Genomic DNA, 25,292 nt, shown 5'->3' on the forward strand with positions numbered 1-25,292 from the left:
CCGTGACCCCGATCAGACGCCTGCTGGTGCTGGTCGCCGCCGTCGCCCTCCTCGGCGGCACGGCGGCCGGATACGCGGCGTGGGCCGCGCGCCGCACCGCCGCCTCCGCGTCCGTCTCCGTCCCCGTCTCCGCTCCCGTCTCCGCGTCCGCCTCAGGGCCGGCGCGGGACGGCGGCGCGCTCCGCCCGGGGCGGCTGATGTTCCGCAGCGCGGGCGGCACGGTCGCCGGGGTCCCGCTGGAGGACCCCTCGGCCCCGCCCGCTCCCTCGGGCCCGGCCTGCAACAGGTTCTCCACCGCGGGCGGCACGGCGATCTGCCTCGTCGCCAAGCCGGGGGCGCTGGTCACCACGGACGCGGTGATCCTCGACCGCTCCATGAAGGAGACCCGCAGGATCAAGCTGGCGGGCATCCCCAACCGGGCCAGGGTGTCGCCGAGCGGCCGGATGGCGTCGTGGACCGTGTTCGTCACCGGCGACTCCTACAGCGACGGCGCCTTCTCCACCTGGAGCGGGATCCTCGACACCCGCACCGGCTACGTCGTCACCAACATCGAGGACATCCCGCTGACCCTCGACGGACGCCGCTACCACGCGCCGGACGTGAACTACTGGGGCATCACCTTCGCCGCCGACGACAACCGGTTCTACGCCACGGTCGCCACCAAGGGGAAGACCTACCTCGTCGAGGGCGACTACGGGGCGTGGCGGGCGCGGACGCTCAGGGAGAACGTCGAGTGCCCCTCGCTGTCACCCGACGGCACCCGCCTGGTGTTCAAGAAGCGGGTCTCCTCCGACCCGCGCCGGATGTGGCGCCTGCACCTGCTGGACCTGGCCACCATGCGCGAGACGCCGCTGGCCGAGACCGCGAACGTCGACGACCAGGCGGCCTGGCTCGACGACCGCACGGTGATGTACGCCAGGGGCGGGGACGTCTGGTCGGTCCCCGCGGACGGCTCCGGCGCCCCGAAGCCACTGCTGCGAGGAGCCTCGTCCCCGGTGGCGGTCCGGTAGGCGGGAGGCGGGCGGGATATGACTTTTGACATCCGCGGCCCGCCGAACCGTCGTCCTCACGAAGGAGCGGGTGATCCTCCGCCGAGCCGAGGAAGGGACGGCCTCCGCTTGCGACGATAACGGTGTCATGTTTCCGATCAGAGGAGATAAGGGACGATGACCTACACGCGGCGTTCCCGGCGGGGGCTCATGATCGCCGGACTCGGGCTGAGCGCGCTGTTCGCGACGGGCGCCGTCGCGCCGGTCGCGACGGCGGAGGCGACAGGGCCGGGAACGGGGCAGTCCTCCGTGGCGGAGACGGCGGCGTCACCCGGCTCCGGCCCGGCGTCGTCCGCGCTCGACCGGCAGGCGCTCGCCCGGACCCTCGAAGCCGTCCACGAGGCGGGCATGTACGGCGTCTACTCCAGCGTGCGGGACCGCTGGGCGTCCTGGGACGGCGCGGCGGGAGTGGCCGACGTGGAGACCCGGCGGCCGGTCAAGGCGAAGACGCTGCACCGGGTCGGCAGCATCACCAAGACCTTCACCGCGGTCGCGATCCTCCAGCAGGTGGAAAAGGGACGCATCGACCTGGACGCGCCCGTCGCGCGCTACCGGCCCGCGCTGCTGCCGCCCTCGCTCGGCCAGAAGGTCACGGTGCGGATGCTGCTCAACCACACCAGCGGCATCGGCGACTACGTCCTGAGCGCCTTCCCCTCCCTGGCCTCGGGGTCCGCCGCGAGCCTGGACGAGCACCGTTTCCGCGACATCCCGCCCAGGGAGCTGGTGCGGCTCGGCGTGAAGGCCCAGCCGACGGGGGCGCCCGGGGAGCGCTGGTCCTACTCCAACACCAACTACGTCATCCTCGGGCTCCTGCTGGAGACGGTGACCGGCGCCGACGCCGAGACGTACATCACCGAGAACGTGATCCGCAGAGCCGGGCTGCGCGACACCTTCTTCCCGCGCGGGGCGACCATCCCCGGACGGCACTCCAGGGCGTACGAGTCGTTCTACGGGTTCATCGACCCGCCCCGCGACTACAGCGTCTACGACATGTCGTGGGCAAGCACGGCGGGCGCGATCGTCTCGACGACGGCCGACCTCGACCGGTTCTACCGGCAGCTGCTGGGCGGCGGGCTCCTGCCCGCCGCCCAGCTCGAGCAGATGCGGACCACCGTGCCGGTCACCAACGAGCAGGGCGAGGTCATGATTCACTACGGCCTCGGCATCTACGCCCAGGACCTGCCCTGCGGCAGGTTCTGGGGCCACGACGGAGCGGTGTTCGGCATGGGCACCCTCTCCCTGTCCAGCCCGGACGGCAACCGCCAGATCTCCCTGGGGCACAACCTGATGAAGTACCAGCGCTTCGACGACAACGGCGTCCTCCAGCCGCACCCGATCGACTTCGCGCTCGGCGAGCACGTCCTGCGGGCACTGTGCGGCTCCGGTGCGACGGCGGCCAAGGGCGCCCCCTTCGTGCCCTTCCCCACCCAGCAGGTCCTCGTCAAGAGGTAGCCGCCCGAGCCCGGCGCGGGCGGCCGCGAGGCGGTCCCGCGCCGGGCTCAGCGGTAGCGGTGCCGCTGCTTCCACTGCCTCCAGCGTGACTTCCACTCCCGGTGACCGCGGTCCCCGCGCAGGCCGTGCCGCCTCTGGGGCTCGGCGGCCCAGCCGTCCGCCCGGTCGCCGGCTCGGCCGTCCTCGCCGTCCTTCTCCTTCTCCTCGTCCTTCTCCAGGCCGGGTGTGTAGCCGCCGCCGAAACGGCCCATGTCCGGGTGGTGGAAGGAGGTGGGGGAGACGTCGCGCAGGGCGGCCTCCATGGACGCCACCCAGATGGGGCCGGGCAGGGAGGCGCCCTGCACCTGGCCGTAGTACTCGCCGCCGATCGTCACGTCGCGCAGCGGGTAGCGGTAGGAGCCCCTGATGTCTCCCAGACTGACCGCGGCGGCCAGATCCGGGGTGTACCCGGCGAACCAGGCCGAGGTGTAGCCGTTGTTCGTGCCGGTCTTGCCCGCCGCGTCGCGCCCGATGTCCTGGCCCGTCATGGTCCCCCTGGTGAACACCCCGGACAGCACGTGGTTCACCGCGTCCGCCACGCCGCGCTCGATCGCCTGCACGCAGCTCGGCGGCACCGCGACGCGCGTCCCGTCCCGTTCGACCATGTCGACGATGGCCATCGGACGGCAGTAGCGGCCCCGCGCGCCGAACGCGGCGAACGCCGCCGCCACCGTCACCGGGTCCATCTCGTTTACCCCGAGGGTGAAGGTCGGCACCTCGTGGAGCGGCGTGCCGTCCGCGCGGGTCACGCCGAGCGCCTTGGCCGTCCTGACCACCTGGCACAGGCCGACCCTGCGCTCCAGCATCATGTAGAAGATGTTCACCGACTTCCAGGTGCCGGTCGAGATGCTCTGCGGGCCGCCGCTGCCCTCCCCGCTGGCGTTGAAGATCTCGGCGTTCGGGGCGTTCACCCGGTGTCCGTGGCAGTCGAAGTAGCCGCTGGAGGGCACGAACCGGCCCGGGGTCATGAAACCGTCGTCGAACCGCCAGCCCCTGCCCAGCGCGGTCGCCAGGGTGAACACCTTGAACGTCGACCCCGCCTGGAATCCCTGCCCGCCGCCGTGCGCCACGTCGGCGGGCAGGTTGTAGGTGGTGCTGGGGCCGTTCCTGTGGTCGCCGGAGTTGCGGCCGTACCTCTTGCTCGCCGCCATCGCCACGATCCGCCCGGTTCCCGGCTCGACCATCGCCTCCGCCGCCACCTCGGTGTCCTCCTGGGACACCCGGGAGGAGATGGCCCGCTGCGCGGCCCGCTGGGCCCGCGGGTCGAGAGTGGTGCGCAGGACGACGCCGCCCCTGGCCAGCAGACGCTCCCGCGCCGCCCGGTTGTGGCCGAACGCCGGGTTGTTCACCAGTTCCCGGTGGACGTAGAGGCAGAAGTAGGGGTAGGCGCTCCCGGCACAGCCGCCCGGCTCCGGCTTCAGACGGATGTTCAGCGGCTCACGCTTGACGGCCTCCGCCTGCGCCACCGGGATGTTCCCCAGCTGCGCCATCCGGTCCAGCACGATGTCCCTGCGCTCCCGCAGCCGCTGCCTGCGCTGCGGGCCGAGCGAGGGGTCCGTGGCGTACGGCGTTCGCACCGCGCCCGCCAGCGTCGCGGCCTGCCGCAGGGTCAGCTCGGAGGCGGAGACCGAGAAGAACCGCTGGGCGGCGGCCTCCACCCCGAACGCCCCCGCGCCGAAGTAGGCGATGTTGAGGTAGCGCTCGAGGATCTCGGCCTTGCTGTACTTCTTCTCCATCGCCAGCGCGTAGCGCAGCTCGGTGATCTTGCGCCTGATGCTCGGCTCGCGCGCCCTGTCACGCTCCGCCTCCGTCTCCGCGCCCTCCACCAGGATGTTCTTCACCAGCTGCTGGGTGAGGGAGGAGCCGCCCTGCCGCACCCCGCCCGCCTGCGTGTTGGTCACCAGCGCCCGCAGGGTTCCCTTGACGTCCAGGCCCGCGTGCTCGTAGAAACGGGAGTCCTCGATCGCCACGATCGCCTCGCGCATGACGGGGGCGACCTGGTCGAGCTTCACGATCTTCCGGTTCTCGGTGTAGAACTGCGCGAACTGCCTGCCGTTCCTGTCCAGCAGCACCGTCCGCTCGGGGAGCGGGTCCTCGCGCGGGCTCGGCGGCAGATCGACGAAGGTGCGCGCGACCCGGTTGGTGGTGATGCCGGCGCCGCCGACCACCGGCAGGGCGGCGGCGGCCACCAGCAGGCCGCAGAGCACGCCGCAGGCCGTCAGCCCGGCCAGGCACGCGCTGAGGCCGCGCCTCACCTCGGATGATCGCGATGTCACGGATAGTAACGTGCGGCCGGGTGGCCGAGGACAAACACCCGGCTGTGAATCTTTACCCTTCCTGGACCTCTTCCCTGCTGATCTGCAGGCCCAGCGAGGCGAACTGCTCGAACGGGCGGTGGTAACCCCGCTCGATGTGGTGCACCCCGCGCAGTGTCGAGGTGCCCTCGGCCGCGGCGGCCGCGAGCACGGCGGAGAACCCGGCCCGGATGTCGGGCAGCGTCACGTCGGCCCCGCGCAGCTTCGACACGCCCCGCACGACCGCCGAGTGCTTGGCGTTGGTGTCGTGGTAGCGGCAGGCGGGGCCGCCGAGGCACACGTCGAAGACCTCGATCTCACAGCCCATCCTCTGCAGCGCGGGCACGTAGACGAGGCGGTTCTCGAAGACCGTCTCGTGCAGCACCGACATGCCCTGGGCCTGCGTGAACAGCACCATCAGCGGCGTCTGCCAGTCGGTCATGAACCCGGGGTGCGTGTCGGTCTGCACCGCGGCGGCCCGCAGCCCGTCCGGGGCCGACGCCGACACGTAGTCGTCGGTGATGTCCATCTCCGCGCCCATCCTGGCGAGCGTGGTGATGGCGGTGACCAGGCGGTCCTGGGGGCACCCGTGCACCCGCACCTCGCCGCCGGTGATCAGGCCCGCCGCGAGGTAGGAGAACGCCTCGATCCGGTCGCCGTTGAGCCAGGTCGAGGCGCCGCGCAGCCGGTCGACCCCCTCGATCACGATGCGCCGGTCGGGGCTGAGCTCGATGCGCGCGCCCATGCGCTGCAGGAACAGGGCGAGCTCCACCACCTCGGGCTCCATGGCCGCGCCCTTGAGCACGGTCTTGCCCTCGGCCAGCACCGCCGACATCAGGATCGTCTCCGTCGCGCCCACACTCGGGTAGGGCAGCTCGATTCTGGTGCCGCGCAGCCGCCTGGCCTTGGCGTAGACCCCCGTGTCGCTCACCTCGACCTCGGCGCCCATCGCGCGCAGCGCCTCGACGTGGAAGTCGACGGGCCTGCGCCCGATTGGGTCGCCGCCGACCAGCGGCACGAAGGCCTCGCCCGCCAGGTGCAGCAGCGGTCCCAGCATCAGGATGGGGATCCGGTTGAGGCCGGTGAACGCCGCGGGAACGTGCGGATTGATCTGATCGCCCCTGGTGAGGCTGATCTCACGGGGGGTGATCTCCACGTTGATGCCGAGCGCCCGCAGCATCTGCGCGGTGATTCCGACCTCGCCCACGTCGGGGGCGTTGTGGATCGTGCTCTCGCCGGTGCCCAGCATCGCCGCGACCATGTGCTTGGACACGCCGTTCTTCGAACCGCGGACCTCCACGTCGCCGCGGAGCGGCCCGGAAGGCTCGATCAGCCATACCTCTTCGTTCACTCGGACAGCGTAACGGGATTCGCCCTGACTCTCCGGGAACACGACCCGGGATCGGTAACATCGGGCACATCAGTACAGACATCAGTACAGCGGGTAGGGGGAACACTTTGCGGCACGCGCGCGACTTCGCCGTCACCGTGCTGGTGCTGGGTCTTCTCGGAGTGGTGGCGGGTGTCCTGTGGTCGCTTCTCGCGCCGCGTCCGCCGTACGCCATGACCGGCCAGGGGCCGTTCCTGGCCGACCCCTCGACCCAGGCGCTGATCGCGGCGGACGGCTGGTTCGCGGCCGTCACCGGCGCGGTCGGCCTGGCCTGCGGAGCCGTCGGCTACAGCCTGTCGCGCAGCGGGCGACCCCTGGCCGTCGTCCTCGGCCTGGCGGGAGGCGGTCTGCTGGGGTCCTACCTCGCGCTGCTGGTCGGCAGGGTCGTCAACCTCGGCCCGGCGAACGTCACGGCCTCCGGCAAGACGATGTCCCTGTTCCCCGGCCCGCTCGACCTGACCGCCCACGGCGTGATGTACGCGTGGCCGACCCTCGCCGTCGGCCTCTTCTTCGCGCTGGAGGGCATCGCGGGCTACCGGGACTCGCCGCTGCGCAGGCCGTTCGGCGGCCAGGACCCCTACGGCCCGCTGTCCAGCTACGACATCAGCGATCGGTAGCCCGCGCCGTTCCGCCCCGGGACGGAAAACGCCGGGGGCGGGAATCCGGATGTTCAGTCGATGGAATAAACGTAACGGAAATACCATCCCGGAAGAATGCTGTAGCGGGGAACGCCGGTCGCGGAATAGAAGCAGGACGCGGTGTAGGCGTCCGGTGGTTCGTGCAGGGCGGCGCTAGAGGCGTTGCAGGTGCTCTGAACCTCGAACGGTCCTTGATACGAGACCCGGTACGTACGGCCGGATTCGGCGTTCGCGATGCCGCCGGATATCGCGAACAGGCTGATCAGGCCCACTGTCAGCGCCGCCAGGCGCGCTTTCCGTCCTGCCATTTCATGCTCCCTCCGGCGGGAGGTCCCGGCGGTCGCCGGCTGTTTCCCGCCTCTCCACTGCGAACATGACCGAGAACGAAAATCATTCTGACATGAATGGGCGACGAAGCGTAGGCCCAAAAAAGGGGCCGCATGGTTTCCGGTCGCCGGTGAAACCCCCGGCCCTTTTTCGTGCGGGCCGGAAAAGGGGTCAGCGAAAAGGGGTCAGCCGAGAGCGGGTCTGCGGGCGCCGTGGCCGGTGGCCCGCTCGAAGGCGTGGGCCAGGCGCAGCACGCCCATGTCGTCGAAGGGGCGTCCGACGATCTGCACGCCGACCGGGAGCCCGTCCGAGGTGAACCCGCAGGGCACGGAGGCCGCGGGGGCGTGCAGCACGCTGATCCAGTAGGCCGAGCGCATCCAGGCCAGGTAGTCGGGCAGCGGCTCGCCGTTGATCTCCGAGACGTGCGGCGCGTCGACGGGGAACGGCGGCACCTGGCTGACCGGGGCCAGCAGGAAGTCGTAGGTGTCGAAGAAGGCGTTCATCCGCCGGTAGAGGCCGCTGCGCAGCCGTTCGGCCCTGGCAAGGTCGGCCCCGGTCAGGCCGAGGCCCTGTTCGACGTTCCAGCGCACGTTCGCGCCGAGCTCCTCCTGCGGCAGGCCGCCGTAGGACAGCGCGTAGTACCACGCCCGGTAGATCCGGAAGGCGTCCTCGGCGTCGGAGAGGTTCAGCGTGACCTGCTCGACCTTCGCGCCCAGCTCCGCGAGCACCTCGGGGGCCCGCGCGGTGACCCGCGCCGTCTCCACGTCGACCGGCAGCCCGCCCAGGTCGGGGCTCCACGCCACGCGCATCCCCCGCAGGCCCGTCTCGAGCGGCCCGGCGAACACCGCGCCGCTCTCGGTGATCGACAGGGGGGAGGCGGCGTCGAAGCCGGAGATCACGCTCATCAGCAGCGCCAGGTCCGCCACGGTGCGGGCCATCGGCCCCGGCACGCCGAGGGTGAACCACGCGGTCGTCGGCGAGGGGGAGGGCACCCGTCCCGGGGTGGGGCGCAGCCCGACCACGTTGCAGAAGGAGGCCGGGTTGCGCAGCGAGCCGCCCATGTCGGAGCCGTCGGCGAGCGGCACCATCCCGGTCGCCAGCGCGGCCGCCGCCCCGCCGCTGCTGCCGCCCGCCGACTTCGACAGGTCGTAGGGGTTGCGGGTCGCGCCGAACAGCTCGTTCACCGTGTGGGAGCCGGTGCCGAACTCCGGGGTGTTGGTCTTGCCGACCGTGATCGCCCCCGCCTCGCGCATCCGCCGCACGACGGGGGAGTCCTGGAGGGGCACGTGGTCGGCGAACAGCGGCGAGCCGTACGTGGTGCGGACCCCCGCGACGTCGGCCAGGTCCTTGTGCGCGACCGGCAGGCCGTGGAGCGGCCCGCGCCAGTGCCCCCGGGCCAGGTCGCGGTCGGCCTCCCGGGCCTCGGCGAGCGCCCGCTCCGCCACCAGCGTGACGATCGCGTTGACGCGCGGGTTGACCTCTTCGATCCGGTCCAGATGCGCCTGGAGCAGCTCGACCGCGCCGACCTGTCCGGTCCGCAGCAGCTCCAGCATCTCGACAGCGGTCAGGTAAATCATCTGTCCCCCGAATTCGCGTACGGCCCGGCCCCGAGTCTCGCCGACGGAGTGCCGGGACGCGTCGGCGATCTCTGACACCCGGTCCCGGGCGGGCCTACCCCGTCTTGCCGATGGGGGCGGTGACCGCCCGCGTCAGCCGTACCAGCTCGGCGGGGGCCGTCTCGATCTGCAGCCCCCTGCGCCCGGCGGAGAAGTAGATCGTCTCGAAGTCGAGGGCGGAGGCGTCGACCACGGTGGGCAGCTGCCTGCGCTGGCCCAGCGGGCTGATCCCGCCGACCACGTAGCCGGTGACCCGCTCGACCTTGGCCGCGTCCGCCATGGCCGCCCGCTTGCTCTTCAGCGCCGCGGCGAAGGCCTTGAGGTCAAGCTTGCCGGCGACCGGCACGACCGCGACGGCGAGGCCGCTCTCCACCTCGGCCACGAGCGTCTTGAAGATCTGCCCGTACGGCACGCCGAGCGCGTCGGCCGCCTCCTCGCCGTAGGCCTGGGCGCCTGCGTCGTGCTCGTAGGGGTGGAGGGTGAAGTCGACCTTGGCCTGGGTCAGCGCCACCGTCGCCGGGGTCCCCTGGCCGCCCTTGTTCCTGCTCTTGCTCACGGGGGAATTGTAGTGGCCGAATAAAATCTACAACGTAAAGGGCGTGTCCGGATGGTGGACGGAACGAGAGCGGGTGCGGGACCTCCGTAGACTGGACGGGTGATTTCTCGTACCGACCTGCGAGGGGCCCTGCCGAAGGACCTCCGCGACGTGCTGCCCCGTGCCGAACTCGACGTCGAAGCCGCCCTGGACAAGGTGCGGCCGATCTGCGAGGACGTGCGTCATCGTGGCGTCGCGGCCGTGCGAGAGCTCACCGCCAGGTTCGACGGCGTCGAGATCGAGTCGACCCGGGTGCCGGTCGAGGAGATCGAGCGGGCGCTGAAGGAGCTCGACCCCAGGGTCAGGGCCGCCCTGGAGGAGTCGATCCGCCGCGCCCGTCTCGTCCACCGCGACCAGCGGCGCACCGACGTCACCACCCAGGTCGTGCCGGGCGGCACCGTCACCGAGCGCTGGGTCCCCGTCGAGCGCGTGGGCCTCTACGTGCCCGGCGGCAGGGCGGTCTATCCCTCCAGCGTCGTGATGAACGTCGTCCCCGCCCAGGAGGCGGGTGTCTCCTCGCTGGCCGTCACCTCGCCGGCCCAGAAGGAGTTCGGCGGGCTGCCGCACCCGACGATCCTGGCCGCGTGCGCGCTGCTCGGAGTCGACGAGGTCTACGCCGTCGGCGGCGCGCAGGCGGTGGCGATGTTCGCCTACGGCACCGAGGAGTGCGAGCCGGTCACCATGGTCACCGGTCCGGGCAACATCTGGGTCGCCGCCGCCAAGCGCCTGCTCAAGGGCGTCATCGGCATCGACTCCGAGGCCGGTCCCACCGAGATCGCGATCCTCGCCGACGCGACCGCCGACCCCGTGCACGTCGCCGCCGACCTGATCAGCCAGGCCGAGCACGACACGATCGCCGCCTCGGTGCTGGTCACCGACTCCGTGGAGCTGGCCGACGCCGTCGAGCGCGAGCTGTCCGGCCAGGTCGCCGCGACCAAGCACAGCGAGCGCGTCGCCGAGGCCCTGGCCGGGCGTCAGTCGGGCATCCTGCTGGTCGACGACATGGAGGCCGGGCTGCGGATCGTCGACGCCTACGCGGCCGAGCACCTGGAGATCCAGACCGCCGACGCCGCCGCGCTCGCCGCCCGGGTCCGCAACGCCGGCGCGATCTTCGTCGGCTCCTACTCGCCGGTCTCGCTCGGCGACTACCTCGCCGGCTCCAACCACGTGCTGCCGACCGGCGGCTGCGCCTGTCACTCCTCCGGTCTTTCCGTGCAGACCTTCCTGCGCGGCATCCACGTCGTCGACTACAGCCGCGAGGCCTTGGCGGAGGCCGCCGCCCACGTGTGCGTCCTGGCCGACGCGGAGGACCTGCCCGCGCACGGCGCCGCCGTCCGCGCCAGGTTTGACTGGGAGATTCCCTCATGAGGCTTGAGGACCTGCCCATCCGCGACGATCTGAGGGGGCGTTCGCCGTACGGCGCGCCACAGATCGACGTGCCGGTGCGGCTCAACACCAACGAGAACCCGTACGGGCCGTCGGCGTCCCTGGTCGCCGACCTGGCCGAGGCCGTACGGCGGGACTCGGGCGAGCTCAACCGCTACCCCGACCGTGACGCCGTGGCCCTGCGCCAGGATCTCGCCGACTACCTGGGGCACGGGCTGACCGTCGACCGGGTCTGGGCCGCCAACGGCTCCAACGAGGTGCTCCAGCAGATCCTGCAGGCCTTCGGCGGGCCGGGGCGCGCCGCGCTCGGCTTCGAGCCGTCCTACTCGATGCACCCGATCATCACCACCGGCGCCTCGACCGAGTGGATCGCCGGGGCGCGCGAGGACGACTTCGGGATCGACCCGGAGAAGGCCGTCGCCGCGATAGCGGAGCACCGGCCCTCCGTCGTCTTCCTGACCTCGCCGAACAACCCGACCGGCACCGCGCTCGACCCGGCGGTGATCGCCAGGATCGTCGAGGCCGCGCCCGGCATGGTCATCGTGGACGAGGCGTACTTCGAGTTCGCCCGCTCCGGCACGCCCTCCGCGCTGACCCTGCTGCCGGACAACCCCCGGCTCGTCGTCACGCGGACCATGTCCAAGGCGTTCGCCATGGCGGGCACCCGGCTCGGCTACCTCGCCGCCCATCCCGCGGTGATCGAGGCGCTGCTGCTGGTGCGGCTGCCGTACCACCTGTCGACGCTCACCCAGGCGGCGGCGCGTGTGGCGCTCGCCCACCGGGCCGAGCTGCTCGGCACCGTCGACGCGCTGCGCGCCGAGCGTGACGCGACGGTCGGGTGGCTGCGGGCCAGGGGGCTGGAGGTCGCCGACTCGGACGCCAACTTCGTGTTGTTCGGCCGCTTCCCCGACAGGCACGCCGTCTGGCGGGGCATGCTCGAGCGCGGAGTGCTGATCCGCGAGGTCGGGCCGCCCGGATGGCTGCGAGTGTCCATCGGAACGGCTGAGGAGATGGCGGCCTTCCGCGCCGCCCTGGAGGGAACCCTGTGAGCAGTCTTGCCGGAGCCGAGCACAACCGGCGGTTCGGTCGCGTGGAGCGTGCGACCAAGGAGACCTCGGTGCTGGTCGAGGTCAACCTCGACGGCACCGGATACGTTGACGTGTCCACCGGTGTCGGGTTCTACGACCACATGTTGAACCAACTGGGCAAGCACGGCCTGTTCGACCTGACGGTGAAGACCGAGGGCGACCTGCACATCGACTCGCACCACACGATCGAGGACACCGCGCTCGCGCTGGGCGCCGCGTTCCGCGAGGCCTTGGGTGACAAGTCGGGCATCAGGCGTTTCGGCACTGCCTCCTGCCCGCTGGACGAGGCGCTCGCGCAGGTCACCGTCGACCTGTCCGGCAGGCCGTACCTCGTGCACAGCGAGCCGGAGGGCATGGCCCCGATGATCGGCCCCGAGTACGACACGACGCTGACCAGGCACATCCTGGAGTCGTTCGTCGCGCAGGCCGCGATCTGCCTGCACGTCCACGTGCCCTACGGCCGCAACGCCCACCACATCGTGGAGGCGCAGTTCAAGGCGCTGGCCAGGGCGCTGCGCGAGGCCTCGGAGATCGACCCCCGCGCGACCGGGGTGCCCAGCACCAAGGGCGTCCTGTGAGCGGACGTCCCGTGAGCCCGCGCCCAGGGGAGGAGGAGGCGTGAGCGACAACTGGACGGCCGTCGCGATGGCCTTCATCGCCCTGTTCCTGGTCGGCGGGATCGTGTCCTTCTTCAAGCAAGGCCTCAAGACGGGTGCGGTGGTGCTCGCCGTGCTCGCGGCCATGGCGACTACGGCGGCGGTGCTCTGGTGGTGAACGTAACGGTTCTTGACTACGGATCCGGCAACCTCCGTTCCGCGGAGCGGGCGCTGGCCAGGGTCGGCGCCGATGTCACGGTGACCTCCGACTACACGCTGGCGATGGAGGCCGACGGGCTCGTCGTTCCCGGCGTCGGCGCCTTCGCCGCCTGCATGGCGGGGCTGCGGGCCGTACGCGGTGACCGGATCATCGACCGGCGCCTGTCGGCGGGCAGGCCGGTGCTCGGCATCTGCGTCGGCATGCAGATCCTGTTCGAGACGGGTGTGGAGCACGGCGTCACGACAGAGGGCTGCGGCGAGTGGCCGGGCACGGTCGAGCGACTTGAGGCGCCCGTCCTGCCCCACATGGGATGGAACACCGTCAGGGCGCCCGAGGACACCGTGCTGTTCGCCGGGCTCGATCCCGACACGCGGTTCTACTTCGTCCACTCGTACGGCGTGCGCTCCTGGGAGCTCGAAGCGGGCCCGGGCTTCACCGACCCCCTGGTCACCTGGTCGGAGCACGGGGTCCCGTTCGTCGCCGCGGTGGAGAACGGCCCGCTGACGGCCACCCAGTTCCACCCGGAGAAGTCCGGCGACGCCGGAGCGCAGCTGCTCACCAACTGGCTGGGCACCGTCAAGTGAACGACCGGATGAGCCGTCGTCCGGCCTGCGGAGCCGCGCGCCGGACGGGCCGTCGCGCGAGTCTCCGGTGAGCCGGCCGTGAGCAAGGAGCGGGCCAGACGCAGGGCGGCACGCGAGGCGGAGCAGGCTCGCCTCGCCGCCCTGCGCGCCGAGCAGGAGGCCAGGCTGGCGCGGCGGCGCGCACGCGTCGGCCGTGTCACCGCGCTCCTGCCCCGCAGGCCTGTCAGGATCGCCGTCCAGGGCGGCATCATGGCCCGCCGCCGCAGGACGCAGAACGGTCTTGTGGTGGTCCTGTTCTTCGTCGTCCAGGTCATCGCCTGGCTGCTGTGGTCCTCCTGGGCCGCGCGGTTCGGTGTTTTCGTGCTCTCGGCGCTGTTCGTGCCGCTTTTCCTCACCCTTGTCTTCGACCGGAGGTCCTGATCAGATGTCGCTAGAGTTGCTGCCCGCCGTGGACGTCGCCGACGGCCAGGCGGTCCGCCTGGTCCAGGGTGCGGCAGGCACCGAGACCTCGTACGGCGACCCCCTCTCCGCCGCCCTCGCCTGGCAGGAGGCGGGCGCCGAATGGATTCACCTGGTCGACCTCGACGCCGCCTTCGGCCGGGGTTCGAACCGCGAGCTGCTCGCCTCGGTGGTGGCCGCGCTCGACGTGAAGGTCGAGATGTCCGGTGGCATCCGCGACGACGCCTCACTCGAGGCGGCCCTTGCCACCGGCTGCCGCCGGGTCAACATCGGCACCGCGGCGCTGGAGAACCCCGCCTGGTGCTCCAAGATCATCGCTGAGTACGGCGACCGCATCGCGATCGGCCTGGACGTCCGCGGCACCACCCTCGCCGCGCGGGGCTGGACCGAGGAGGGCGGTGACCTGTGGGAGGTGCTCGAGCGTCTGGAGCGCGACGGCTGCCCCCGCTACGTCGTCACCGACGTGACCAAGGACGGCACGTTGCGCGGTCCCAACCTCGACCTGCTCCGCGAGGTCTGCGCCCGCACCGACAAGCCGGTGGTGGCCAGCGGCGGCGTCTCCTCCCTGGACGACCTGCGCGCCCTGGCGTCGCTGGTCCCGATCGGGGTCGAGGGCGCGATCGTGGGCAAGGCCCTCTACGCCCAGGAGTTCACGCTCGAGGACGCCCTGGCCGCGGTGAGCTCCTAGACGCCCGCCGCGGAAAGGAGCGTCACGTGGGTGAGATCGCGGTGAGCCGCCGCTCGGGTTCCCGGGTGTTCAGCGGCGGCGTCTGGGAGGAGCGTTACGGCTACGCCCGCGCGGTGGTCGCGGGACCGTGGGTGATCGTCTCAGGGTGCACCGCCACCGTCGCGGGTGAGGTGGTGCACGTCGGCGACGCCTACCGGCAGTCGCTGACGGCCTTCGGCGTCGCGCTGGACGCCATCGAGAAGGCGGGCCTGTCCCGCGAGGACGTGGTCCGGGTCCGTTACTTCGTCGTCGACGACGACCACTACGACGAGGTCGGCCGCGCGCACGCGGAGGTGTTCGGCGAGGTCCGTCCCACCTGCACGGGCGTGCGGGTGGCAGGCCTGATCGACCCGCGCATGCTGGTCGAGGCCGAGATCGAGGCATACCGCGAGTCGGGCCGGGAATGCCCGCAGTGAGGAGTTTCTGATGAGTGTCGCGGTGCGGGTGATCCCCTGCCTGGACGTTGACGCCGGGCGGGTGGTCAAGGGCGTCAACTTCGAGAACCTCAGGGACGCGGGAGACCCGGTCGAGCTGGCCCGCCGCTATGACGCGGAAGGGGCCGACGAGCTGACGTTCCTGGACATCACCGCCTCCAGCTCCGACCGGTCCACGATGTACGACGTGGTCCGCAGGACGGCCGAGCAGGTCTTCATCCCGCTGACCGTCGGCGGGGGAGTGCGCGCCGTCGAGGACGTGGACAGGCTGCTGCGCGCGGGGGCCGACAAGGTCGGGCTGAACACGGCGGCGATCGCCAGGCCCGAACTGCTGACCGAGGCGTCGCAGCGGTACGGCGCGCAGTGCATCGTGCTGTCCGTCGACGCCCGCCGGGTCGTCGACGGACCGCCCACCCCGTCGGGCTTCGAGGTCACCACCCACGGAGGGCGCCGGGGCACCGGCATCGACGCCGTCGAGTGGGCCCGGCGCGGTGAGGAGCTCGGGGTGGGGGAGATCCTGCTCAACTCCATGGACGGCGACGGCACCCGCCACGGCTACGACCTGGAGATGATCAGGGCCGTGCGGGCGGCGGTCTCGGTGCCGGTGATCGCCAGTGGCGGGGCAGGGGCGTTGGAGGACTTCCCGCCGGCGATCGAGGCGGGCGCGGACGCGGTGCTGGCGGCCTCGGTGTTCCACTTCGGGCAGCTCAAGATCGGTGAAGTGAAGGAGACGCTGCGTCAGGCGGGGCGTCCGGTTCGCTGAGGACGGTGACCGGCGCGCCGGTCACCGTCCTTTTCTCCCGCCGCGGGCGCATAGCGCGGGCGGGTCCGCGCGGCCGTCATGCCGTCGAACGCCCGCGGTCGCCTTTCCGTCGGGTGCGGCGCCGTGCGAAGCCCCGCCCGGCGTGGGGCCGGGCGGGGCTGACTGCGCCGGCCGGGGCTACGCGCAGTCGACGTATTCGACCTTGGCGGAGTTGTAGGAGCAGGAGTCGATCAGCGTCCCCGAGGGGTCGCGCAGGTAGGCGGTGTCCTTGCTCTGGTTCCAGATGTAGGCGAGGGTTCCCCCGCTCCTGCCCCAGTAGCGGGTGGTGGCGCTGTTCCTGCCCTTGCCGGTCCGCAGGGTGACCGTCTTGCCGCCGCTCAGGGTGAAGGCGCCGAAGGTGTAGATGTGATCGTCTCGGCGCGTCTTGTCGCGGACGGTCCATCCCTTGAGGCTGACCGCTTTGCGGGTCGTGTTCTTGATCTGGACATACTCGCCGTTCAAGCTGCTGTTCGCACCAAAGTCGGGTGAGCCGGGCGAGTTATACCAGATACGAGTGATCTGGATGGCCGGGGCCGCTGCGGCGTGGACGGGCACAGCGGGGGCGAGCAGGGGGACGGACAACGCGGCAGCCAGGGCCAGAGGCAGAAAACGCACCAAATCTCCGAAAGCATGAAGGATGAAACGTTTGAAAGACGGTCCATCATGCTGAGAGGTTGACAACCAGGCCAAAGGGAATCCCAGCGATCAGGACGGCGCTTCAGCGTACGGGCCCCCTCCAACCGGCCGAAGGGGGTGCCCGCACCCCCGATCGGGCGGACACCCCCGGTCCGTAAGGCCGGCTCGTGCGCCAGGGCCGGCGGGCCACGCCGCCCGGCGCAGGCGGACCCCGCCGACGGAGGCTGACGGTGAGGTGAGGCGTCAGGGGACTTCCCGCCTGATGACTCGGCTGTGACGCCGTCAAGCATGTCGGCGGGAGCATGTCGTGCTCGATCCCGCCTACGGGAATCCGGCGGTAGAGCCAGCACCACCGCCGCGCCTTCCGGTGGACGCGTTCCGGGAACCGAACCACGGCCGTGCACGACTGCTGTGGTGACGTCTGCGCCGACAGATCCGGAGCGCGGGTGAGAAAGGCGCGAGAGAACATGGGTTTCCGCATGACCGGGCGGTCGTGGCTGACCGCCGGACAGTCGCTCTACGTCGTGGTGGTCGTGGTGGCGATGTCGTACGCCATCGGGATCGCGGCCGAGGCCGATCGGCTCGTGATGGCGGCGCTGCCGTTCGGGGCGGCGATCGTGCTCGCCCTGTGCTGGCTGCCCGACAGGGTGGAACTCGCGGCCTGGAGCGCTGTCACCGTATGGATTCTCGCGCCGACATACCTCGCTCATGGCGGGATGGAGTACGCGGCGCTCGCGGTGGTGGTGACGCTGGTCCTGCTGGGGATGTTCCGGTCGCCGTGGTTTCTGGTGGCGGCCTGGCTGCTGCATCCGGTGTGGGATGTCGCGGTGCCTCGCCGGCTGGAACCGCCGATGACCGATCTTCCGTCGGCCTGCGTGCTGTATGACCTGCTGGTGGCGGGTTATCTGGCGTATCGCGCCTACCGCGGCTGCCTCGTGTCCTTCGGGCGGGACGCGGATCGCCGGTCAGTGCCGCGGTGACCAGCCCGCTGCGGGCCGTCGTGATCGGTCAGGGGGCTCGGCGGTGGTCGCCCTGCCCCTGACCGATCACGACGGCCGCTTCCCGCCGGCGCTGCGGACGGCCACGCCGAGGATGCGGTCGCCGGGGTACAGGCCGACCTGTCGGGAGTCGTGACTCTCGACGCCGTCGCCGAACACGATCAGCGAGTTCTCCGGGACGGTCTGCCGGTCGCCTGTCGCGGCGCGCGCCCGTGCGGGGATCGGGTCGCCGGGCAGCGCCGCCACCCGCTTGACCTTCCAACGTGTACGCGTCAGCGGGGAGGCGGTGACGACGACGCCGTACGGGGTGGCCGGGCGGGGCGGCTCCAGGACCACGATGTCGCCGACCTTCAACTCGGTGATGCCGCACCGCCGTACCAGGAGCCGGTCTCCCGGCAGGAGGGTCGGCGTCATGCTGACGCCGACCACGGTCACCGTCGTCCAGCGCCGCCGCAGGAGGGCGAGCAGGACGGCGGCCATGGCGAGGGCGGAGCCTGCGGCGAGGGCTGCGATCACGAGGAGACCGCCTGCGGCTCCTGCCCGGTGTCGTATCCCAGCGCCTGCAGGCGGAAGAGCCGGGCGTAGTCCCCGTTCACGGCCATCAACTCCTCGTGTGCGCCCTGCTCGGTGACGCGGCCGCCGGAGAGGACGACGATGTGGTCGGCCATCCGGACGGCGTTCAGCCGGTGGGAGATGATCACACTGGTGACCCCGCGCCGGTGCTCGACCAGCCGCCGGTGGATGGTGTGCTCGGCCTCGGCGTCCAGGCCCGAGCTGGGCTCGTCGAGGACGAGCAGGTCCCGCCGACCCCGCATGAGGCCGCGTGCGAGGGCGATCCGCTGCCACTGGCCGCCGGACAGCGTCACGCCCGCCGTCCTGCCGTCCGACCGGGAGTTCATGAAGAAGATCCTGCTCAGGAGAGTGTCATATCCGTACGGCAGGCCCGAGACGGCCTCATGGGCCTCGGCGGCGGTCGCGGCCACGCGGATCCTGTCGCGGTCCTCCAGCGCGGCCAGGTCGCCGATGCCGATGTTCTCGGCGGCGGTGAAGTCGTAGTTCATGTGGTCCTGGAAGACCGTGCCGATCCGTTCGCGCAGCTCCGCGACCGGGATGAGGCGGATGTCCACCCCGTCCCAGGTGATCGACCCGCGCGTGGGCTCGTACAGCCGGCACAGCAGCTTCACCAGGGTGCTCTTGCCCGCGCCGTTCACGCCGACGACGGCGAGCAGAGCGCCGCGCGGGATGCGCAGATCGACGCCGCGCAGCACCCACGGCTTGTCGGCGTCGTAGCGGAACCAGACGTCCTTCAGTTCGATCGCGCCCTGCAGCGGCCGGGCGGGCAGCGGGGAGTCCGGCGTCGCCAGGTCGGGCCCGGCGTTCAGGACGGCGAGATAGTGGCCGAACTGCAGGAGCCCCTGGTGTCCGCTCGCCAGCAGCGTGACCAGCCCGGACAGCCCGGTCTGCGTGCCCGCGACCGCCGCGATGAAGACGACCACGTCGCCCGGGGTCAGCTCGCCCGCCCGGGCCAGCAGGACGGTCCAGACCAGCCCGCCGCCCGACACCACGGCGGCGAGCGCGGCCAGGCCCGCCTGGGTGCGGAGGATCCGCCGGTCGAGCCCGCGCTCGGCGGCGTTGACCTGCCGCAGCTCGGACAGCATCCGCGACCGCACGAAGCCGCCCAGACCGAACAGCCGGATCTCCTTGGCCGCCGTTCGGTCAGTCATGAGCTGGGAGTAGAACAGCTGTCGCCGCACGTTGGGGCTGGTCGTCCAGAGCAGCCGGCCGCGTCTCCTGCTCAGGGCCAGCTCGGCGACCAGGGCGGGCACGGCGGAGACAAGCACGAGCCCCGCCATCGCGGGGTGCACCGTCAGCAGCGTCACAGCGAACCCGGTCATGGTGACGGTGGCGCGCACGCCTCCCAGCACCGCGTCGAGGACCGTCTGCGGCGCCATTCCACTCGCCTGCTGTGCCAGGCCGATGCGGTCGTGGAAGGCGGGATCCTCGAACCGGGCCAGCCCGCCGAAGCGGGACAGCGCCTCATACAGCCGGTCCTGGGCGTGGAGGCGGATGACCCGGCCGAGCTCCGCCTGCACGTACTGGGAAAGGTACGGCAGCGCCGCCATGACCAATCCCAGGCACGCCAGCAGGACGGCGTGTGCCACCAGCGAGCCGACGGGCCCCCGGCCCGCCAGCAGCTCGTCCAGCACGTGTCTGGTCAGCCAGGCGACGCCGACCGGCGTGGCGCCCGTGACGAGCTCGGTGGTCAGATAGGTCAGCAGCAGGGCCGGTCTGGCGGACCACGCGATGCCCAGGGCGGCGACGGCCCTCTCCCGCCACGTCGTCTCGCCGCCGGCGAGGTCGGCGGCGGGGGCGCGTCCGCCCGTCACCGTACGGCGACCTGGGATGACGCCAGTCCGCGGATGCTCGGCGCGCTCGTGCGCACGGTGCCGTCCTGGTCGAGCAGGACGAACGTGGGCGAGCCCTGCACGCCGAACGCGCCGGCCACCGGACCGTCCTGCGGCTCCACGACCACTCGCGCCACCCGGCGCACGGCGTCGATGATGTCCGCGCCCTGCTCCGCCGTGCCGGAGACCACCGCCAGTTTCCGTTCCGGCCCGCCGGGCATGGCGGCGGCGTACTCGACGAAACGGGGAACCTCCTCGCGGCAGGACGGGCAGCCGGTGGAGAAGAAACCCGTGAACAGCGGAGCGTCCGGAGCGCGAAGGGACACCGGGGCGCCGTCGAGCGCCGTGGCCTCGAAGTCGGCGACGCGGTGTCCGGACTCGGGCGACGACTTGCGCTCCACGATCCGGTCGAGGCCGGCCAGCGCCCATTTCGCCCCGTAATCCCGCAGCCGGCGCAGGACGGCGAGCAGCAGCAACAAGTTGAGCACGCCCAGAAGGCCAACGACGACCACGGCGGCGCTCAGTACGGCATTCATCGACACACTCCCAGACTGAGAGGACTTCCGAAGGGGTCAGCGGACGAGGACCAGCGCCACGAGATCGTCGTAGGCGATGACCAGCGTGGCCAGGACGACGGCCACGAAACCGGAGAGGATCAGGGCGGTCACGTCGAGTCCGCCGGCTCCGCCGGGGGCCAGCAGGGTTCCCGTCACGCCCGCCGCCGTGATCAACAGCAGGATCGCGTTGCGCGCCACGTGCCGCATGCCCATGGGCTGGTCGGACGCGCCGAAGCATCGGCAGCTCGTCGTCGCGCCCCGCCGCACGGCTGAGCCGATCGCTCCCGTGAAGGCCGCCAGCAGCACCGCGGCAAGCCCCAGGCCCGCGAGGGCGGCGGCGTCGAACAGCATCAGCGACGCGGCGACCAGCTCGCCCGCGATCACGGCCCCGGCGGCGGCGGAGCTCCATCGCGGGCCGACGCCGAATTCGCGAACGGTGGCGCGGAACTGCGCGAGATCGCTTCGCCCGCGCAATTTCGTCGCGGCCGCGGAGAAGAACACCAGGGTGAGTAAAAAGCGGCAGGTAATGCTCATGCAGGCCATTGTCATTTCGATTCCCTCTGCCGAATCGGTGCGGTGGCGCGAACGGGCGGGCCCGCCGGGGAAACCCGCCCGTTCGCTGATGCCGCCGTTCAGCAACCCCACGTGTGGGACGTGTCGCACTGGACGTAGCAATTTCCGATGGTCTGCCACGCGGTGCAGCCGCCGGGGCCGCAGGTGCGCTGCTGGAGGAAGCAGCGGAAGCAGCGGCACTCCGTGTACGTCGGGTCGGCGGTCGCCTCGGCTCGGGGGGCGACCAGGGCGAGGAGTGTGTCTCCCACCCTGTTCAGCAGTCGGGTCACGTGAACCTCCTTGGTTTCGGTCCTGGGCGAGGCCGCTTGGTCTCCCTCAGCACGGGTAGGGGCCGGTGGGCTTTATGCAGCCGCCGATGAGCGTCCAGGCGGTGCAGCCCCCGGGGCCGCACACTCGCTGGAACAATGCGCAGAGGTTGTTGCAGTAACACTCCACGTATGTCGGATCGGCGGCCGCTTCGACGTGCGGAGCCGCCATTGTGAGCATGCGGTCGCCTACGGTTTTGAGCATACGGATCATGGCGCGTCCCTCTGGCTCGTCGGGGCTTTTGGTAAATTTAGCCGCGGGCGACCGGACCATTCCAATGGAATGCTGCCACATATAGACGTTTTACTGCCAAAGTAAGAGGGCGCAGAAGTGCGGCGGCGCGGTGGCCCGAGGTCCGCTTGGAGTGCCGGCGGAGTCCTCCGGCCCGGTCTCGCCAAGGGGCGGGCATCGCGCCGGGGAAGGCGAAGGGGAGGCGTTCAGGTGAGGGCCGCGGCGGTGAGTGTGAATCCCGCGGCGAGCAGCGTGAGCGACGCGGCTCCTGACACGCTCAGCCCGACCGCCCCCAGGACGCCGGACAGTGAGATCGCCAGGTAGAGCGCCGACTGGTAGAGCGAGGTGACCATCGACCGTGCGCCGGGGGAGGCGAGGGCGATGATCCGGTGCTGCTGCGGGGTGGTGACCATGAAGGAGAACAGGGCGCTGACCGCCACCGCGGGCGCCGCCGCCGCGAGCGGCTCCCGGAACGCGGGCAGTGCGAGGAACACGGCGGTGAGAGCCAGGGTGGCGACGAGGACCACCTTGCGGGGCCCGTGCCGGTCGGTGAGGTGACCGGCCACGAGGTTCCCGACGGTGCCCGCCACCCCGAACACCAGCAGCAGGATCGCCGCACGGTTCCCGTCGCCCGAGACGGCCGGGGCGTAGACGGCGGTGATGTAGGTGTACGGGATGTAGATCCCGGTGAACACCACCACGGTGGTGGCCAGCACCGTGAGGATCCGCCGGTCGGCGAGCGGGGCCAGGCGGCGGCGCAGCCCTGTGGCGACGTCCTGTCGCAGGTGCGGCAGTCGGAGCGCGACGGGCGGAACGACCGCCACCGCGAGCGCGGTGACGAGCCACATCGTCGTCCGCCAGCCCAGCGCCGCCCCGACGGCGGTGCCCAGCGGCGCTCCGAGGGCCAGTGAGGTCGTGATTCCGAGCATGACGATCGAGATCGCCCGTCCACGGTGCCTTTCTCCCGCGAGCGTGGCCGCGGTGGCGCTCGCGCTCGCGGTGTAGAGCGCCGCGCCTCCCGCGGCGATGACCCGTGAGGCCAGCACCGGCCCGTAGGCCGGTGCGAGGGCCGTCGCCGCGTTGCCCGCGGCGAACAACGTCAGTGCCGTGAGCAGGACGGCGCGTCTGGACCAGCCCGCGGTCAGCGTCGCGAGGAGCGGCGCCAGCACCGCGTAGGCGATCGAGAACACGGTGACGAGCTGGCCCGCGGCCGCGACGTCGACGTCCAGCGAGTCGGCGATCTCGGGCAGCAGCCCGGCGACGACGAAGGCGTCCGTCCCTACCGCGAAGGTCCCGAAGGCCAGGACCGTGACATGGGGACGCCAGCGCGTGCCGGTCCCGGCCGGAGGGGTTTCGAGAGTCATCAGGACATCCTTTACGATTGACATCGTAAATTACGATGGCGATCGTAATACATGTTCGACGAGTATCGTAAGAGCGGTGCGCGTCGAAGGGGTGGGGATGAACGGACAGGACTACTGGCTGCCGCAGCCCGACCTCGACGGCATCGACGTCGGGACGGTCCTGCAGGCCCTGGCCGACCCGGTCAGGCTCCAGATCGTGCGGGCCCTCGACGCCGCGGGGGAGTCCACGTGCACCGCGCTCGACGTGCCGGTCAAGGCCTCCACGGTCTCCCATCACATGCGCAGCCTGCGTGAGAGCGGCGTGGTCTCGACCCGGCTGGTCGGCAACGCCCGGCCGAGCCGGCTGCGCCGCGACGACCTCGAACGACGTTTCCCCGGTCTTCTCGCCTCGATCCTGAGCGCGACGCCGCCGTCGCGGGACGGTGGCGACTCGCCGGCCGGAGGTCCTGACCCGAAGCCCGCCCTTTGAGGTTTTCTGGCGGATAATCCGCTGCGGATCGAATGGTTATGCTGGTGGACATGACCGCCATGGCCCCCACCAGCACCGCGCCGGACCTGTCGTACCTGCTGGACCACACCAGTCATGCCCTGCGGACCCGGATGGCGGCGGCGCTCGCCGAGATCGGGCTCACCGCGCGCATGCACTGCGTGTTGGTCCACGCCCTGGAGGAGGAGCGCACCCAGATCCAGCTCGCCGAGATCGGCGACATGGACAAGACCACGATGGTGGTGACGGTCGACGCCCTGGAGAAGGCGGGGCTCGCCGAACGCCGTCCCTCGAGCACGGACAGACGGGCCCGGATCATCGCGGTCACCGAGGAGGGCGCGCGGGTCGCCGGGCGGAGCCAGGAGATCGTCGATCGCGTGCACAGGGAGGCGCTGGCGGCGATGCCCGGCGATGAGCGCGAGATCTTCCTGAGGGCCATGAACCGCCTGGTGACCGGACACCTCGCGACTCCCGTCGAGAACCCCCAGCCGGTACGGCGGGCGCGCCAGCGGGCGAAATAGGTCCGACGAGGATCGTCTGCGACGAAGCCGTCCGCCGACGGCCGAAGGGCCCGCTAGAAGACGCGGAAGTGGTGGAAGAGCTCGTAGGAGGCGTCCTCCGCGGCGAAGGCGCGGGCTTCTGAGCGTTTGACCGCGAGGTAGGCGGATGCGCGCAGGGGACCGAGGGCGTCCATCAGGACGTCGTCGGCCTCCAGGGCGTCCAGCGCCTCGTCCAGGGAGCGGGGCAGACGGGGGACGCTGCCCTCGGGGAGCGTGTCGGGATCGACGTTGACGGCCTCGCCGGGGTCGAGTCCCCTGCGGATGCCGTCCAGACCGGCGTGGATGACGGCGCCGAGCGACAGGTAGGGGTTGGCCGAGGAGTCGGAGGGCTTGATCTCCAGGTTCACCGAAGCCTCGGCCGCTCCTCGCATGGGGGAGCAGATCCGCACCGCGGCCTCCCTGTTGTCCATGCCGTAGCAGGCGTAGGCGCTCGACCACATCCTGGGCGCGAGACGCCTGAAACCGTTGACCGAACCGCAGGTCAACGCGGTGAGGGCGGGCAGGTGCGCGATGAGGCCGCCGATGAAACGGTAGGCCGTGGTGGACAGGCCGTAGCGGTCGGAGGGGGCGCTGAACATGTTGGTCCGCAGTTCGGGGTCCCACAGGGAGATGTGCAGGTGCGCGCCGTTGCCCGCCTGGTCGGCGAGCGGCTTCGGGGCGAGGGAGGCCCACATGGACATGCGGTGGGCGACGCCGCGCACGGTCTCCCGGTAGATGACCTGGTTGTCGGCGGCACGCATGGCCTGGGCGTGGCGGATGGACAACTCCTGCTGGCCGTGGCCGAGTTCCGGATGGTAGTGCTCGACCCGCAGGCCCTGCGCCTGCAGGGCGCGGACCAGGCTCATGGCGTAGTCGTGGGCCAGGTCGAAGCCGGAGGTGGCGTAGCAGAGGCTGTCGTCCACCGGCGCGAGCCTGTCCCGTTCCCCGCCCTGGCCCGGCACGCGGCGGCCGAGGGTGAACTCGGGCTCGTACGCGGCGACCGCGACGAGTCCCTCGCTCGCGAGGGCGGCGACGGCCTCGCGGAGGAAGGTGCGCGGGCAGGCGGCCCACGGGGAGCCGTCGACCTCACGCAGATCCGACAGCATGGCCGCCGCGCCCGGGGCATAGGGGAGGGCGACGAACGTGGCCGGATCGGGGACGAGGCGGACCTCGCCGACGGGACCGAGCCCCTCGACCTCCTGAAGCTGGTCGAGCATGTTCATCGCCATCATCGCCACGGTGTGCCCGATGCCCGAACCGAGTCGTTCCGCCAGCCGGGAACGTGAGGTGGCCTTGCCACGAATCACGCCGCCGTGGTCGGCGTAGATGAAACGGACGAGCTCGATGCCCTCCGTCTCGGCGCGTTCGAGAACGCGCCGCTCCGCCGGGTCGAGCGGATGAACCCCGGTGACGCTGTAGCGGTCTGCCATGCTCTCTGCGTAACACGTCCCTGGGGGCAGTGGAAGCACATCGCGTGGCGGCCTGGCGTCACGAGGGCAC

The 25,292-nt window shown here is 71.3% G+C and carries 28 protein-coding genes; 15 read left to right on the forward strand and 13 right to left on the reverse strand.

Annotated elements, in window-relative coordinates; genetic code table 11:
• Positions 1–2: 2 nt before the first annotated feature.
• Positions 3–1,010 carry a TolB family protein gene (locus tag PKF00_RS20925; protein WP_271219271.1) on the forward strand — a complete coding sequence of 336 codons (1,008 nt, stop codon included), beginning with the start codon at positions 3–5 and terminating at the stop codon, positions 1,008–1,010.
• Between the two features lie 156 nt (positions 1,011–1,166).
• On the forward strand, positions 1,167–2,501 hold the full coding sequence (locus PKF00_RS20930) for a serine hydrolase domain-containing protein (protein WP_271219272.1): 1,335 nt from the start codon (positions 1,167–1,169) through the stop codon (positions 2,499–2,501).
• Positions 2,502–2,548: 47 nt separating this feature from the next.
• On the opposite strand, the gene PKF00_RS20935 is transcribed toward PKF00_RS20930, so the two are convergent.
• Together PKF00_RS20935 and murA are read right to left on the reverse strand one after the other, a co-directional pair.
• A complete protein-coding gene (locus tag PKF00_RS20935; RefSeq protein ID WP_271219273.1) occupies positions 2,549–4,816 on the reverse strand; it encodes a transglycosylase domain-containing protein in 2,268 nt (755 codons plus the stop codon).
• 52 nt (positions 4,817–4,868) lie between these two features.
• On the reverse strand, positions 4,869–6,185 hold the full coding sequence (murA, locus tag PKF00_RS20940) for a UDP-N-acetylglucosamine 1-carboxyvinyltransferase (RefSeq protein WP_271219274.1): 1,317 nt from the start codon (positions 6,183–6,185) through the stop codon (positions 4,869–4,871).
• A gap of 107 nt (positions 6,186–6,292) precedes the next feature.
• Between murA and PKF00_RS20945 the strand changes: the two genes are divergently transcribed.
• Positions 6,293–6,841 (forward strand): hypothetical protein, encoded by a 549-nt coding sequence (locus tag PKF00_RS20945; protein WP_271219275.1) that lies wholly within the window; start codon positions 6,293–6,295, stop codon positions 6,839–6,841.
• A gap of 53 nt (positions 6,842–6,894) precedes the next feature.
• Here the strand turns inward: PKF00_RS20945 and PKF00_RS20950 are convergent, their stop codons facing one another.
• The 3 genes from PKF00_RS20950 to ybaK form a co-directional block, all read right to left on the reverse strand.
• A complete protein-coding gene (locus PKF00_RS20950; RefSeq protein WP_271219276.1) occupies positions 6,895–7,170 on the reverse strand; it encodes a hypothetical protein in 276 nt (91 codons plus the stop codon).
• Between the two features lie 204 nt (positions 7,171–7,374).
• The gene (locus tag PKF00_RS20955) at positions 7,375–8,766 is read right to left on the reverse strand and encodes an amidase (protein ID WP_271219277.1); all 1,392 of its coding nucleotides are present in this window, start codon (positions 8,764–8,766) and stop codon (positions 7,375–7,377) included.
• 94 nt (positions 8,767–8,860) lie between these two features.
• Positions 8,861–9,361, reverse strand: coding sequence for a Cys-tRNA(Pro) deacylase (ybaK, locus tag PKF00_RS20960; protein ID WP_271219278.1), 501 nt, complete (start codon positions 9,359–9,361; stop codon positions 8,861–8,863).
• A 99-nt stretch (positions 9,362–9,460) separates the two neighbouring features.
• Here ybaK and hisD point away from each other — a divergent pair, with 99 nt between their 5' ends.
• The 9 genes from hisD to hisF all read left to right on the forward strand — a co-directional run bounded on the left by hisD (position 9,461) and on the right by hisF (position 15,657).
• Positions 9,461–10,768: a histidinol dehydrogenase gene (gene hisD / locus PKF00_RS20965; RefSeq protein ID WP_271219279.1), complete on the forward strand. Its 1,308-nt coding sequence runs from the start codon at positions 9,461–9,463 to the stop codon at positions 10,766–10,768.
• Positions 10,765–11,835 (forward strand): histidinol-phosphate transaminase, encoded by a 1,071-nt coding sequence (locus PKF00_RS20970; protein ID WP_271219280.1) that lies wholly within the window; start codon positions 10,765–10,767, stop codon positions 11,833–11,835. The genes hisD and PKF00_RS20970 overlap by 4 nt, the downstream gene beginning before the upstream one ends.
• On the forward strand, positions 11,832–12,452 hold the full coding sequence (gene hisB / locus PKF00_RS20975; protein ID WP_271219281.1) for an imidazoleglycerol-phosphate dehydratase HisB: 621 nt from the start codon (positions 11,832–11,834) through the stop codon (positions 12,450–12,452). Before PKF00_RS20970 ends, hisB begins: the two co-directional genes overlap by 4 nt.
• Before the next feature lie 40 nt (positions 12,453–12,492).
• A complete protein-coding gene (locus PKF00_RS20980) occupies positions 12,493–12,648 on the forward strand; it encodes a CG2302 family histidine operon protein (protein ID WP_271219282.1) in 156 nt (51 codons plus the stop codon).
• Complete coding sequence (gene hisH, locus PKF00_RS20985; RefSeq protein ID WP_271219444.1) at positions 12,639–13,274, forward strand: imidazole glycerol phosphate synthase subunit HisH; 636 nt, start codon at positions 12,639–12,641, stop codon at positions 13,272–13,274. The genes PKF00_RS20980 and hisH overlap by 10 nt, the downstream gene beginning before the upstream one ends.
• Positions 13,275–13,352: 78 nt before the next feature.
• Positions 13,353–13,694: a hypothetical protein gene (locus PKF00_RS20990; RefSeq protein WP_271219283.1), complete on the forward strand. Its 342-nt coding sequence runs from the start codon at positions 13,353–13,355 to the stop codon at positions 13,692–13,694.
• Positions 13,695–13,698: 4 nt separating this feature from the next.
• Complete coding sequence (priA, locus tag PKF00_RS20995; protein ID WP_271219284.1) at positions 13,699–14,421, forward strand: bifunctional 1-(5-phosphoribosyl)-5-((5-phosphoribosylamino)methylideneamino)imidazole-4-carboxamide isomerase/phosphoribosylanthranilate isomerase PriA; 723 nt, start codon at positions 13,699–13,701, stop codon at positions 14,419–14,421.
• A 26-nt stretch (positions 14,422–14,447) separates the two neighbouring features.
• Positions 14,448–14,876, forward strand: coding sequence for a RidA family protein (locus tag PKF00_RS21000; protein ID WP_271219285.1), 429 nt, complete (start codon positions 14,448–14,450; stop codon positions 14,874–14,876).
• A gap of 10 nt (positions 14,877–14,886) precedes the next feature.
• Positions 14,887–15,657 (forward strand): imidazole glycerol phosphate synthase subunit HisF, encoded by a 771-nt coding sequence (gene hisF / locus PKF00_RS21005; RefSeq protein WP_271219286.1) that lies wholly within the window; start codon positions 14,887–14,889, stop codon positions 15,655–15,657.
• A gap of 177 nt (positions 15,658–15,834) precedes the next feature.
• Here hisF and PKF00_RS21010 read toward each other — a convergent pair whose 3' ends face one another.
• Positions 15,835–16,311, reverse strand: coding sequence for a lamin tail domain-containing protein (locus tag PKF00_RS21010; protein WP_271219287.1), 477 nt, complete (start codon positions 16,309–16,311; stop codon positions 15,835–15,837).
• A gap of 488 nt (positions 16,312–16,799) precedes the next feature.
• Between PKF00_RS21010 and PKF00_RS21015 the strand changes: the two genes are divergently transcribed.
• Positions 16,800–17,312 (forward strand): DUF6010 family protein, encoded by a 513-nt coding sequence (locus tag PKF00_RS21015; protein ID WP_271219288.1) that lies wholly within the window; start codon positions 16,800–16,802, stop codon positions 17,310–17,312.
• A gap of 66 nt (positions 17,313–17,378) precedes the next feature.
• Here PKF00_RS21015 and PKF00_RS21020 read toward each other — a convergent pair whose 3' ends face one another.
• The 6 genes from PKF00_RS21020 to PKF00_RS21045 form a co-directional block, all read right to left on the reverse strand.
• Positions 17,379–17,846, reverse strand: coding sequence for a S26 family signal peptidase (locus tag PKF00_RS21020; RefSeq protein ID WP_271219289.1), 468 nt, complete (start codon positions 17,844–17,846; stop codon positions 17,379–17,381).
• Positions 17,843–19,717, reverse strand: coding sequence for an ABC transporter ATP-binding protein (locus PKF00_RS21025; protein ID WP_271219290.1), 1,875 nt, complete (start codon positions 19,715–19,717; stop codon positions 17,843–17,845). Before PKF00_RS21025 ends, PKF00_RS21020 begins: the two co-directional genes overlap by 4 nt.
• A complete protein-coding gene (locus PKF00_RS21030; RefSeq protein ID WP_271219291.1) occupies positions 19,714–20,271 on the reverse strand; it encodes a TlpA family protein disulfide reductase in 558 nt (185 codons plus the stop codon). The genes PKF00_RS21025 and PKF00_RS21030 overlap by 4 nt, the downstream gene beginning before the upstream one ends.
• Before the next feature lie 36 nt (positions 20,272–20,307).
• The gene (locus PKF00_RS21035; protein WP_271219292.1) at positions 20,308–20,826 is read right to left on the reverse strand and encodes a MauE/DoxX family redox-associated membrane protein; all 519 of its coding nucleotides are present in this window, start codon (positions 20,824–20,826) and stop codon (positions 20,308–20,310) included.
• Between the two features lie 98 nt (positions 20,827–20,924).
• Positions 20,925–21,134 carry a hypothetical protein gene (locus PKF00_RS21040; RefSeq protein WP_271219293.1) on the reverse strand — a complete coding sequence of 70 codons (210 nt, stop codon included), beginning with the start codon at positions 21,132–21,134 and terminating at the stop codon, positions 20,925–20,927.
• Between the two features lie 474 nt (positions 21,135–21,608).
• On the reverse strand, positions 21,609–22,766 hold the full coding sequence (locus tag PKF00_RS21045; RefSeq protein WP_271219294.1) for an MFS transporter: 1,158 nt from the start codon (positions 22,764–22,766) through the stop codon (positions 21,609–21,611).
• A gap of 76 nt (positions 22,767–22,842) precedes the next feature.
• On the opposite strand from PKF00_RS21045, the gene PKF00_RS21050 reads away from it, so the two are divergent.
• Entirely contained in the window at positions 22,843–23,235 is a 393-nt protein-coding gene (locus PKF00_RS21050) for an ArsR/SmtB family transcription factor (protein ID WP_271219295.1), read from the forward strand.
• 50 nt (positions 23,236–23,285) lie between these two features.
• Positions 23,286–23,774, forward strand: a complete 489-nt coding sequence (locus PKF00_RS21055; RefSeq protein WP_271219296.1) for a MarR family winged helix-turn-helix transcriptional regulator — start codon at positions 23,286–23,288, stop codon at positions 23,772–23,774.
• Positions 23,775–23,827: 53 nt separating this feature from the next.
• Here the strand turns inward: PKF00_RS21055 and PKF00_RS21060 are convergent, their stop codons facing one another.
• Complete coding sequence (locus PKF00_RS21060; protein ID WP_271219297.1) at positions 23,828–25,222, reverse strand: glutamine synthetase family protein; 1,395 nt, start codon at positions 25,220–25,222, stop codon at positions 23,828–23,830.
• Between the last annotated feature and the right edge of the window lie 70 nt (positions 25,223–25,292).

The sequence above is a fragment of the Streptosporangium carneum genome (assembly GCF_027922005.1).
GTDB classification, from domain to species: Bacteria; Actinomycetota; Actinomycetes; order Streptosporangiales; family Streptosporangiaceae; genus Streptosporangium; species Streptosporangium carneum.